Source organism: Bdellovibrio svalbardensis (genome assembly GCF_029531655.1).
GTDB lineage: Bacteria > Bdellovibrionota > Bdellovibrionia > Bdellovibrionales > Bdellovibrionaceae > Bdellovibrio > Bdellovibrio svalbardensis.
The window spans coordinates 1-10,680 of record NZ_JANRMI010000007.1 but is presented as its reverse complement, the minus strand read 5'-3'; the positions used below and the strand labels follow the sequence as shown (position 1 = coordinate 10,680).

Here is a 10,680-nt window from a genome sequence, read left to right as displayed (position 1 = left end):
CCTTTTAATTTTCAACACCAGAATCTTAATAGTAGTATTTGCGATGTAGATTTCAGGAAGTCGATAACCCTTACTTTCGGCGCTGGTGTCGCAATGCATGTCAAAAATGTACGGCGAGACCACCAAAGGTGGGTTTCGAGTAGCCTTTGAGGCTCAACGTATAAAAAAAAGGGAAGTTCATTTGAACTTCCCTTTTTATTTCTAAGACAATTTTGCGATGATTTTTTCGGCGATCTTGATTCCGTCGCAAGCGGCGGAGGTGATTCCGCCGGCATAGCCTGCACCTTCGCCGGCGGGGTAAAGGCCGGGGTGCGAGATGCTTTCTAAAGTTTCGTTGTCGCGGGTTACGCGAACAGGGCAACTGGTGCGGGACTCGATGCCATAGACTTGGGCGTCTTCGACGACGAAGCCTTTCATGTTGCGATTGAATTTCTCAAGACCTTCGCGAATTCGCGTCGTCATATGCTTGGGAAGAAGTTCGTCCAGGCGAATGTTCAGAGCTCCAGATGGAGATGATCCCGGTCGCAAAGCACGAGGGCCTTTTTTTGAAGTGCCGCCCAGGAAGTCCATCAAATTTTGTGCTGGCAGCTCGCGTGTTCCACCGGCTGATTGAACCGCTTTGAAGGCGTTCGTTTCCAATTCACGGCGAAGTTTCATGCCACCGAAAGTGTCATTGCCGAATAGTTTATTGTGATCAATGCTGACAACGATCGCGGCATTCGCATAGGGCGAATTGCGATTGTAGTTGCTCATGCCGTTGCAAACCAAGCCGTCAGCTTCCGTGCCGGCAGACAGAACATAGCCTCCCGGGCACATACAGAATGAGTAAACTCCAATACCAGTTTCGTCGTCATGGTCGGCAAGCTTATAATTGGCAGCACCTAATTTGGGATGCTCCGAGAACTGACGATATTGAATCTTATTGATATCGGCTTGCGAGTGCTCAATACGCAGGCCCATGGCGAATGATTTGCCGTCAAGGTGGACGCCCAATTCATGCAGGTGATTGATCATATCTTCGGCAGAATGGCCCGTCGCCAGAATCACATGTGGAGATTTAAATTCGGTGCCATGCTCAGTACGCACGCCGACGACCTGTTTGCCTTCAGTCAGAATCTCAGTCACTTGTGTATTGAAATGAATCTCGCAACCATTGGCTTTTAAGAACTCACGAAGTTTGGGAATCACACGGCGAATGCGGTCGGATCCCACATGGGGATTTGAAAGCCATTGAATCTCTTCGGGCGCGCCAAATTTCACCAAGCGATTCATCACGTAAGGGATGTGCGGAGACTTAATACGCGTGATCAATTTACCATCAGAGTAAAGACCTGCGCCACCTTCACCGAAGCACACGTTGTTGCGAGTATCGAGTTTGCCATAGCGCCAGAATTGATTGATGCCCTTCATGCGCTCGCCACTGTCAGAACCACGCTCAAACAACACACATGGAACTCCGCGCTCAACAAAGCGCAAGGCTGCGAAAAGTCCGGCAGGGCCTGTTCCCACGATCAAAGGCTTCTCGGAGGGAGTTTTGATTTTCTCAAGATCAAATTGTGGATTGCTTAAGGTTTCGCCCTTGGCCGCTACTTCCACCGAATAGACAAAATGCGGAGAGTGAGCGCGGCGAGCATCCACGCTTTGGCGAAGAATGCGGTAAGGGCCGTGCTCAGGCATCAAGTATTGAAGTTTTTCTTCGAGGTCTTGGTCAATAGGGATTTCGATATTGTTGAATATCTTCGACATGGGGATCCTTCTGGGCCTTGTTATGTGCCAATAGGGGTTGCTTTGTTCAGCTAGCCTCCGGAATCGCCGGAGTAGGTCTCTTTTATACCAAAAAGGCTGTGAGTGACAAAGGGGGAAGGCTGGGGTAAGTAAATAATATGTCAGCAATTACAAGAATTCTTCCAAAACGCCGCCTCAGTCGCTGGGTCGGGAAATTTATGCACTACCGTGGACCTAAATTTTGGGCCCGCGCCACCGTGAAATCTTTCGCGTGGTTTTATAACATCAACCTCGAAGAGGCTGAAAAACCCTACACAGAGTACCCCTCCATCGGCGATTTCTTCATCCGTCGTTTGAAGTTAGGCACTCGTCCCGTGGCAAATACCTGGGCCGTTCATCCAGCGGATAGCAAAATCACACAATCCGCGCCGATTGATGATGGGACTTTGATTCAGGCAAAAGGGATCACCTATAAATTGAGTGAGTTCACTCAAGACCCAGATTGCGATAAAAAATGGGCCGGTGGCTTTTTCCTCACATATTATCTTTGCCCAACGGATTATCACCGCGTGCACTCTCCAGTCGATGGGGATATCACTTCAGTTCGTTATATGCCGGGCGAGTTGTGGCCAGTGAATGAGTGGAGCACGACAAATATCAAAAATTTGTTCTCTGTAAATGAACGTGTTTTGGTGGAGATCGATACTGATTTGGGCCCGGTGGGCGTGGTCTTTGTGGGTGCGACTAATGTGGGTCATATCTGCCTGAGCTTTGATGAGCAGATTCAAGGCAATCAAAAAGGTCCCCATATCTTCCAGCATAAGTTCTACTCGCCAGAGATTCCGACTCACAAGGGTGCCGAGCTCGGAATGTTCCGCATGGGCTCGACGATCGTGATGCTTTATCCACCGAGCTTCCGTCAGAAGTTCGAAGGTCATTTGAACCTGGGGCCTTCTGTGAAGGTCAATGGTCCGCTGATCAAGTAGTGCCCGGTACTATGTATTTGGTGCATGTTTAGTTTAAAAACATGCACTGCCTTTATGACAGCAAGTCTCCTATAAGCCTGTTCATTCCATAACGAACGCTTTCCAGGAGATACCGGTGAAAAATATTCTTGCGACCCTTCTCATTGTACTTTCTTTTAATGCTGCATCCGCAGCCACTCAGGAACCTGAATTCTGTAAGAAGATGGTGTCTTATGAGGGCGAGGTGGATCCTTTCTTCAATACAGTCACGATCGACATCAAGAAAACGAGAACTCTTTCCCCATTCTATTTGAAATTGGTGAATGAGTATCTTGTCGGTGGTGGCTATCTTGAAAAGGCAACATCGCTTAAAGAAATTCAAGCGACCTTGAAGGCTAACGAAGAATACAACGACTTCTATTTGAAAATCCGCACATCAAAAGCAACCGGAGAAGTTCATATCGAAGTATTGAGTTATCCAGGGGATAACCCAGTGGGCACAATCTACAGCCCGAAAACTGGCGCCGTTATTGGTCACAACAACGACGATTCTTATTCTCATATCGTGGATGGTAAAGAAGTCTATTGCGAATGGCAGTAGTCCATAAAGAATCCTGAAGATTCTTTAAGCCGGGTAAGAGCACTCCGTAAGCGGAGTCTCGGCCACACTCACTCGCGTGAGCATCGGAAGACTTGCGCGAGCCTTGTCAAAAATCCACTTTGCTAGAAGCTCAGAAGTGGGATTCTCGAGCCCTTCAACCTCGTTTAAAACGCGGTGATCAATAAGAGCCAAAAGCGGCTTCATATGCGCCTGAATATCATTGTAATCAATCACCCAGCCAATCTTAGGGTCAAGATCGCCTACAAGGGTCAGGACAATCTTAAAGCTGTGGCCATGCATGCGAGAGCAAGGATGGCTTGGCGGCAGATGGGGGAGGAAACGGGCTGATTCAATTTGAAAATGCTGCTTCAGTTCGAATTTCATGCTACAGATATAACCATTAGGGGTTCTTATGTCCACGACCACATTGCATTTGGCTAAGCAAAATTTTAAATTTTCAGCGGCTCACTTCCTGATTTTTGACGAAACACATGCCGAACGTCTTCATGGGCACAATTATCAGGTCAAAGTGGATATCTTGGCCCCGACGGAAGAGGATCTTCACTCTGAAGGCTACTTCATTGATTTCAATGTTTTCAAAAAGTTCATCAAAGCCAAGCTAGACAGTTGGGATGAGATTGTTCTTTTGCCGAAAGATCACCCGGACATGAAGTTCAAGTCCAACGAGAAATCCCTGGAAGTGACTTTCCGTGATCGCTTTTACGTGTTCCCTAAAAACGAAGTCATTTTGCTGCCGGTAACCAATACCAGCGTTGAAAATCTCTCTCGTCTATTGGCGGAAGAATTCTTTGCGGAGTTTGCACAGTACGGCGTTCGCAAAGTTAAAGTCTTGGTTGAGGAAACGCGCGGGCAGGGCGCTTCCAGTGTGGTCGCTAAATCTAAGGCTTAAGAAGTAATCCCGTTGAAACTTCCAGAGGGGAAAGCTCGCGCACCACTCGGTAGCGCCAGAAGCAAATGCGTCCTCCCTCGAGCAGTTTTCTTTCCAAACGTTCTTCTACCAAATCCGGGCTGCCATCGCAGTCGATATGGGCAAAATCGGCAAAGGCATCGACTTGTGAAACACTCCAAGAGTAGGGTGATTTGTCGGGGCTGGCAAAGGCACGATTGAAATTCCCTGATCCCAGGCTCACGGTTGCTACGACAATTTTCTCAAGTTCTGGATCGGCAATTTGCTCGCGAGCCGTGGCAATTTTTTGCGCTTCATCCAAGGCGATCACAAAGGCCCCGCTGGGGTTTTGGTTTTTCGTGGAAACCAGGAAATAAGTCTTTTCTGGATTCACATTGAAAGTCACATTTTTTAAAGCAGAACCCTTACTTTGAAGTTCAACGTCTTGAGATTCATAAAGAACTTCTGAATGAAGTCGATCCGTTCCAGAGATCTCAAGTCGGCTGACCGGACGAGGTAAAATCCACTTTAGCGATTCCGTATCATAATAGTTCTCAAGAGTGATGGATCTTTCTTCGATCACTTCGCCCAATGAACCCAAAGCTTTCATCTTCACACTGTTAGATTTCAAGAAAAGATTTAAGAGATGAATCTTAAGGCTTTGAGTTGGCTTTGAAAAAAGATGTGTGACTTCTGGAGAAGTGAAGGTGCCAAGAGAGAGTTCTGGCCGATGTGCGCACTGAAGAATGACTTGAAGTTTATCGTTGTCGTTCGTTTTAACGGTGAAAGCCTGGCGAGATTTCAAAAACTCGTCGCCAGAAATTTTAGATTTCGTTTGTGCGGGAATATCAAATTGAATCTCATCGATATCCATCTTTGAGCGTACTTGGGTCCAAGCTTTGAGTGGCTGATCAGAGTTGTTGATTAAAACCAGATTGAGCTCTTCGGGTGCGCAAAGATCAGGCGAATAGAACACCTCTGAAGCCTTTGCGGGCAGGTGCGTCATTAGAATCAGGCTGCAAACACCGATGATGGTCTTAAGACGTTTATCCATAGACTTCAGATCGGTCTAGTGGGGACAAACTTGATAATTCCCCACAAAAACACGACCAACGACGTGGTCTATTTGTCTTAGTCCAGGGTTATTTTTCTAAACCTTGGCATAGGGGGGAGGGGGAGATTATCAACTTGTTTTCAAGTGGGTTTTGCGAGGCCAAAGAACTTCCCTTTATGCCCTTATAATCTTAACTAAGTATCTAATTTCTTAAGGAAACCCATGACCTTACTCGATTTATCTTTAAAACCAGGGCAAACCGTAAAAATCCAAAGTTTGGGTGGTGAGGATCTCATCCGTGAACGTCTTCATGAGATGGGTTTGCATGCAGGTATGTTGGTTACAATCTTAGGAAGAGCCCCGTTCGGCGGACCTCTTTTGGTGCGCTTTAAAACCAGCTTCTTGGCTCTTCGAAATGAGGAAGCGCAATGCGCGACAATCACACTCAAGTAAACGATCAAACTCAATCTTCTGAATTGGCAATTGCTCTTGTCGGTGCCCCTAATTCTGGAAAAACAACTCTCTACAACTGGCTGACCGGATCACGTTTTAAAACGGTGAATTATCCTGGAGCAACGGTTGAGTACTCTGTCGGTAAATTGGCTTCTCATCTTGGTGAGGGCTTTTCTGCGATGGATACGCCGGGAACATACTCTTTGCATCCTAAGAGTGCGGATGAAGAAGTGACGTTGAAAGCGATTTACAACAGTCCTGAATTTGGGAAAGTAAATGGCATCATCGTCGTAATTGATGGAACTCAAATGTCTCGCCATTTGCAATTGGCTTTGCAGGTGAAAGAGACTGGCTTCCCGATGATCGTGGTTGTGACGATGGCCGATCTTCTTCGCAGAGAAGGCATTGAGATCGACATGGACTATCTACGTAAAACTTTGGGGTGCCCGGTTTTGCAATTTGATGGATTGCTGGCTGGTGGACTTTTGGAAATCGTTGCAGAAGCAAAGAAGATTCCCAAAGAGTCCTCGGTGGTGAAGCCCGTCTATTGGGGTTTTGAAGTCTTGGATGAAAAGCTTAAAGAGTGCGAGAAAATCGCCGGCGAGGCTTTGACGCACAAAACGGATCATGCGGAAGATCGTTTGAATCATATCGTTAAGAATACCGAAACGATCGATCGCATCCTGTTGCATCCATGGTTTGGTTTGGTGATGTTCATCGGTATCATGGGGCTGTTGTTCTCTTCTATCTTCTGGGCCGCAGCTCCTTTGATGGATTGGGTGGATCAGGCGTTTAGTTTTATGAATCAAGCGGTCTTGCATATGGCTCCTGATTCATTGTGGTCGAATTTCTTAGCGAATGGAATCATTGCCAGCATGGGTGCGGCGATGGTTTTCGTACCGCAGATCTTTATTCTTTTCTTTGGTATCGGACTTTTGGAAAGTTCGGGCTACTTGGCGCGTGCCGCGACTTTGATTGACCGACCTTTTTCGGCGCTGGGGATGAGCGGACGTTCGTTTGTTCCGGTGTTGTCTGGGTTTGCCTGTGCGGTTCCTGCGATCATTGCAACTCGCAATATCTCTTCAAGCCGTGATCGTTGGATCACATCCTTTGTGATCCCTTTGATGACTTGTTCTGCGCGCTTGCCGATCTATGCCTTGTTGTTGGCCTTCTTGTTTCACGGGAAGCCGGCATGGCAGGCGGGATTTGCACTCGCATTCTTGTATCTAGGGGCTTTGGTTATCGGTGGAATTGCGGCTGGAATTGTAAATAGATTTTTGCCGAAAACAGACACGTCGTTTTTTATGATGGAACTGCCGATTTATCGCAAACCTAAATTCCGTGTCTTGCTTCGTCAGTCTTTGACTCGCACGATGTCTTACGTGAAACGCGCGGGGCCGCCGATCTTTATTTTCGCGATCTTGATCTGGGCCGGAACCAATTTCCCGAACTATCAGGCGGAAGACTCTCAAAGATTGCAAACTAGCTACGCGGGACAAATGGGCCATGTTATGGAGCCCGTCATGTCGCCGATGGGTGTAGACTGGCGTGTTGGTGTGGGCTTGCTCTCTGCATTTGCAGCGCGTGAGGTGTTTGTTTCTTCGATGGCTATTGTCTTTAATGTCACCGACAAAAACGAAGACACTCAGCAGGAATCCATGTTGAAAACCATGGCGGATGCGGTGAATACCCAGGGCCAAAAGATCTTCACAGTCAGCAGTGTTCTGGGGCTTATTGTCTTCTTTATGATTGCACTTCAGTGCATGTCCACGTTTGCCGTACAAGTCCGCGAAAGCGGCTCGCTAAAGATGGCGCTGACACAGTTGATACTTTTCAACGTGGTCGCCTACTTCTTGGCGGTAGGCTTGGTACAAGGCCTTCGCGCGATGGGCATCGCCTAAAAGGTACCTGCTTCCTATTGGTTTAAATAAGTACATCTTTTTGCGGTCATTGCTTTCTATTTTGAACAAATAGGAAGCAGGTACCTTCGCGGTTTACCAGTTTTGAATATCCAATAGTTTAATTTTTCTCATGCAGCTGTGATGGCTGCATTCTGTGACCGTGCAGAACTGGAATTGCTCGCGGTCGCGCGGGCCTTGAATGCGGCACGGGACATCCACGCGGTGATAGGTGTGCAAGTTCTTGTCATAGCAGAACCAGTCTCCAATACAGGCAGGGCCAAACAAGAAGTGCGTGCGCACGCCAAGAGCCACAGAGATATGACCAGGGCTGGAGTCGTTTGATAAAGTCACCGAACCTGTAGAAATTAGCGCAATGAATTTACGAAGGCTGACATCATCAATCAAGGGGACGCCGAGTTCTTTAGCAAGTTCTGGCAGGTTCCATTCTTTTGAAATTTTCTGATCGCATAAAATCAGAGGCTGATAGTGGCCTTCGGATTTGATTTTTTTAACGACCTCGACCCAAAGATCTTTTGGGTAAATCTTCAATGAATAAGAGGCCCCGGGAAGAAAGATGAATCTTTTCTTGTCGGGATCGCCACCGGCTGCCACGATTTTTTCGTGGGTTAAACTCTGAGCGAACTCAGCTTCCTCTGGTGAAAGATCAATTTTAGTCAGTTCGTGTTCAGGATCGAGGCCAATCGCTTCCAGAACCCGGTAGTCACGCGTAATGGCGTCTTCAAGGTCGCCAGCATGGGGCACCTTTTTGCTCGAAAGGAAGGGGGTTCTATGCAAGCTGTGGTGGTGCAAGACGATCTCTTTGGCGCCCGTAAGCCAGGCAAACTTACAAAGGCTTCCAGAAACGTGAAAGCCCAGAAGAAGATCAAATTTTTCTTTACGCAACTGCCAAAGCTTTTTAACAAAATCCGATTTTGATTTCGCGTCGACCAAATGGAGCTTGTTGATGAGCTGACTATTGAGCAAGATGTCCTTGTTCATGCCATAGGTCAGGGCGTGAATCTCGGCATGGGGATACGCCTTACGCAGCTTAGCAAGGGCGGAGGTCCAAATAACGGTGTCTCCAATTGCGCGAGTTTTAATGACAAGGATTTTTTGGTAAGGCATAGTCATACGCATACGAGGATAGCATGATCTACGACTGTTTTGCATTCTTTAATGAGCTCGATCTTTTAGAGATCCGTCTGAATACTTTGGATTCGGTAGTGGATCGCTTTGTCCTGGTCGAGGCCACTCGCACCTTCCAAAAAGCTGAAAAGCCGTTGTTTTTTGAGCAAAACAAAGAGCGTTTCAAGCCTTTCTTGCATAAAATTGAGCATATTGTTGTTGATGAATACCCTGGATTCTTTGCCAAGTTTCGCGTGCCGACGACTTGGGATTATGACGATCATCAAAAAGAGCAAATCAAACGCGGCCTGAAAAACTGCAAGCCTGACGATGTCATCATTATTTCAGATGTGGACGAAATCCCGCGTCCTGAGTTGGTAAAACAATATGCTGATAAACCAGGCATCAAGGTTTTCCAACAAAGACTTTATTACTATTACCTCAATTGCTTTATCAAAAAATATCCAGAGCCTATTGAAGTCTACAATGGCTATATGCCATGGCAGGGCACGGTGATGTTGCAATATAAAGATTTAAAGACAGTGCAAAAAGCACGTCTTCTTCGTGGAGAGCGCCAAGGCTCTAAAAAAGTCACTATCATCTCGGAAGGTGGCTGGCATTTCAGTTATCTTGGCGGAGTGAAAAAGGTGATCGAAAAGATCGAAGCTTATGCGCACACAGAACACAACGTCGTGGATTTCAAAGATCCAAAGCGTATTGAAGAAGTGCTTCGCAAGGGTGGAAGTCTATATGGTCAAGAGCTGGATTCTGAGTTCGTAAAGATCGGAAAAGACTTCCCTCAATATCTTCAAGATCACAAAGAGAAGTATCAAGAGCTCATTTTAGAATAGAGCTCTTGAGCAATATTAAAAAGGCTAGCGCAATTGAATTAGAAGACGCGCGAATCTCAGAGGTCTATGGGGGAAATCCTGTGGCGGCTCTGACGTTTTCTCTCGGTAATCATTTTCAGTCCGAAAAATGACCAAAAAAATAGGCAAAAGGGCCCACCCCAAGGGTCCCCACCTTGCAGTACGTTCGGCACCCGACGATTTAGGGTATTCAATTATCTTATCATATTTCTTAAGGTTATCATGATTGTCATTTGCGTTAGTATAGTGTACTATAGTGTAATACATGTGCGTTGTCAGGCGGCTGCTGGTGCGAAGGCTTACAATGGCACAGTTTAAGTTCTTACTTTGGCTAGCTTATTGGTATCAACAGTCATCCGGCTTTGAGTTTGAGTGGGATTCAGGCAATAGTCAGAAAAGTTCCCGAAAGCATGATGTTGGAACGGATGAAATTGAATCTTTGTTTGAGTTGAAGATGGCAGTTCCGCTGGGTAGGCAGGTAACTCCAGCCGTAGTTGAGGAGCGACTATGTATTATTGGTCCAAGTAAAACAGGTCGAATGCTTTCGGTAGTTTTTACTTTGCGTGAAGGTCGTGTGCGACCAATCAGTGGCCGTCCTGCTAGTCGGAAAGAGAGAGGTTTATATGAAGAAATCAGTAAAGCGCTTAAAAACATATGATCGAATTGAGTTTGATACTAAAGAGATCCTTGCTGGTCTTAGTCGTCTCAAGGGTGCGCGCCGTAAGCCTACTAGCATTGCCTTGGAAGAAGAGATGTTAAAGGAACTCAAGGAGATTGCAGCGAGCAAAGGGATACCTTATCAGGTGCTGATGAGGCTTCTTATTGCGGATGGTCTCAGGAAGTTAAAAGCCTCTTAGTCCATCGTCAAATCCCCTGAAGCAGGTGCGCTGCGACCACCTGCGGCCCGCTCTACATATGCCCGCAGGGCATATCGCCAACCTTTTGTATTAGAAGTCTGGGGTCAAATATATGCGTTCTGAGTTAAAAACATTGGATTCAACTCAAGATAAAGACAATTTTCGGCCGTATTTTGTGGCTTAGACATCGTCCACATCATCATCTGTAATTAACTCATAATTG

12 protein-coding genes are annotated in these 10,680 nt (G+C 46.6%); 8 read left to right on the top strand and 4 right to left on the bottom strand.

Features of this window, described 5'->3' with window-relative positions; genetic code table 11:
• Positions 1-201: 201 nt before the first annotated feature.
• Complete coding sequence (locus tag NWE73_RS17600) at positions 202-1,746, bottom strand: NAD(P)/FAD-dependent oxidoreductase (protein WP_277579679.1); 1,545 nt, start codon at positions 1,744-1,746, stop codon at positions 202-204.
• 137 nt (positions 1,747-1,883) lie between these two features.
• Between NWE73_RS17600 and asd the strand changes: the two genes are divergently transcribed.
• Together asd and NWE73_RS17590 are read left to right on the top strand one after the other, a co-directional pair.
• Positions 1,884-2,711 (top strand): archaetidylserine decarboxylase, encoded by an 828-nt coding sequence (gene asd / locus NWE73_RS17595; protein ID WP_277579678.1) that lies wholly within the window; start codon positions 1,884-1,886, stop codon positions 2,709-2,711.
• Between the two features lie 115 nt (positions 2,712-2,826).
• Positions 2,827-3,291, top strand: a complete 465-nt coding sequence (locus tag NWE73_RS17590; RefSeq protein WP_277579677.1) for a hypothetical protein — start codon at positions 2,827-2,829, stop codon at positions 3,289-3,291.
• Between the two features lie 24 nt (positions 3,292-3,315).
• Here the strand turns inward: NWE73_RS17590 and NWE73_RS17585 are convergent, their stop codons facing one another.
• Positions 3,316-3,675, bottom strand: coding sequence for a 6-pyruvoyl trahydropterin synthase family protein (locus NWE73_RS17585; RefSeq protein ID WP_277579676.1), 360 nt, complete (start codon positions 3,673-3,675; stop codon positions 3,316-3,318).
• 28 nt (positions 3,676-3,703) lie between these two features.
• On the opposite strand from NWE73_RS17585, the gene NWE73_RS17580 reads away from it, so the two are divergent.
• On the top strand, positions 3,704-4,201 hold the full coding sequence (locus tag NWE73_RS17580; protein WP_277579675.1) for a 6-pyruvoyl trahydropterin synthase family protein: 498 nt from the start codon (positions 3,704-3,706) through the stop codon (positions 4,199-4,201).
• Here the strand turns inward: NWE73_RS17580 and NWE73_RS17575 are convergent.
• The gene (locus tag NWE73_RS17575) at positions 4,191-5,252 is read right to left on the bottom strand and encodes a BP74-related protein (RefSeq protein ID WP_277579674.1); all 1,062 of its coding nucleotides are present in this window, start codon (positions 5,250-5,252) and stop codon (positions 4,191-4,193) included. The two genes, NWE73_RS17580 and NWE73_RS17575, sit on opposite strands and share 11 nt — an antisense overlap.
• Before the next feature lie 222 nt (positions 5,253-5,474).
• Between NWE73_RS17575 and NWE73_RS17570 the strand changes: the two genes are divergently transcribed.
• Both NWE73_RS17570 and feoB read left to right on the top strand, forming a co-directional pair.
• A complete protein-coding gene (locus tag NWE73_RS17570; RefSeq protein ID WP_277579673.1) occupies positions 5,475-5,705 on the top strand; it encodes a FeoA family protein in 231 nt (76 codons plus the stop codon).
• Positions 5,681-7,606, top strand: coding sequence for a ferrous iron transporter B (gene feoB / locus NWE73_RS17565; RefSeq protein ID WP_277579672.1), 1,926 nt, complete (start codon positions 5,681-5,683; stop codon positions 7,604-7,606). Before NWE73_RS17570 ends, feoB begins: the two co-directional genes overlap by 25 nt.
• A gap of 93 nt (positions 7,607-7,699) precedes the next feature.
• Here feoB and NWE73_RS17560 read toward each other — a convergent pair whose 3' ends face one another.
• Positions 7,700-8,743: a glycosyltransferase family 9 protein gene (locus NWE73_RS17560; RefSeq protein ID WP_277579671.1), complete on the bottom strand. Its 1,044-nt coding sequence runs from the start codon at positions 8,741-8,743 to the stop codon at positions 7,700-7,702.
• Between the two features lie 11 nt (positions 8,744-8,754).
• On the opposite strand from NWE73_RS17560, the gene NWE73_RS17555 reads away from it, so the two are divergent.
• The 3 genes from NWE73_RS17555 to NWE73_RS17545 all read left to right on the top strand — a co-directional run bounded on the left by NWE73_RS17555 (position 8,755) and on the right by NWE73_RS17545 (position 10,457).
• Positions 8,755-9,582, top strand: a complete 828-nt coding sequence (locus NWE73_RS17555) for a glycosyltransferase family 17 protein (protein WP_277579670.1) — start codon at positions 8,755-8,757, stop codon at positions 9,580-9,582.
• 322 nt (positions 9,583-9,904) lie between these two features.
• Positions 9,905-10,258: a BrnT family toxin gene (locus NWE73_RS17550; protein ID WP_277579669.1), complete on the top strand. Its 354-nt coding sequence runs from the start codon at positions 9,905-9,907 to the stop codon at positions 10,256-10,258.
• Positions 10,224-10,457: a CopG family antitoxin gene (locus NWE73_RS17545; RefSeq protein WP_277579668.1), complete on the top strand. Its 234-nt coding sequence runs from the start codon at positions 10,224-10,226 to the stop codon at positions 10,455-10,457. The genes NWE73_RS17550 and NWE73_RS17545 overlap by 35 nt, the downstream gene beginning before the upstream one ends.
• Positions 10,458-10,680 lie beyond the last annotated feature (223 nt).

Bases quoted from the DNA above. Each gene is read 5' to 3' on its own strand.
- NWE73_RS17555 (WP_277579670.1), top strand. From the start codon at position 8,755: ATGATCTACGACTGTTTTGCATTCTTTAATGAGCTCGATCTTTTAGAG.
- asd (WP_277579678.1), top strand. From the start codon at position 1,884: ATGTCAGCAATTACAAGAATTCTTCCAAAACGCCGCCTCAGTCGCTGG.
- NWE73_RS17570 (WP_277579673.1), top strand. From the start codon at position 5,475: ATGACCTTACTCGATTTATCTTTAAAACCAGGGCAAACCGTAAAAATC.
- feoB (WP_277579672.1), top strand. From the start codon at position 5,681: ATGCGCGACAATCACACTCAAGTAAACGATCAAACTCAATCTTCTGAA.
- NWE73_RS17550 (WP_277579669.1), top strand. From the start codon at position 9,905: ATGGCACAGTTTAAGTTCTTACTTTGGCTAGCTTATTGGTATCAACAG.
- NWE73_RS17600 (WP_277579679.1), bottom strand. From the start codon at position 1,746: ATGTCGAAGATATTCAACAATATCGAAATCCCTATTGACCAAGACCTC.
- NWE73_RS17560 (WP_277579671.1), bottom strand. From the start codon at position 8,743: ATGCGTATGACTATGCCTTACCAAAAAATCCTTGTCATTAAAACTCGC.
- NWE73_RS17585 (WP_277579676.1), bottom strand. From the start codon at position 3,675: ATGAAATTCGAACTGAAGCAGCATTTTCAAATTGAATCAGCCCGTTTC.
- NWE73_RS17575 (WP_277579674.1), bottom strand. From the start codon at position 5,252: ATGGATAAACGTCTTAAGACCATCATCGGTGTTTGCAGCCTGATTCTA.
- NWE73_RS17580 (WP_277579675.1), top strand. From the start codon at position 3,704: ATGTCCACGACCACATTGCATTTGGCTAAGCAAAATTTTAAATTTTCA.
- NWE73_RS17545 (WP_277579668.1), top strand. From the start codon at position 10,224: ATGAAGAAATCAGTAAAGCGCTTAAAAACATATGATCGAATTGAGTTT.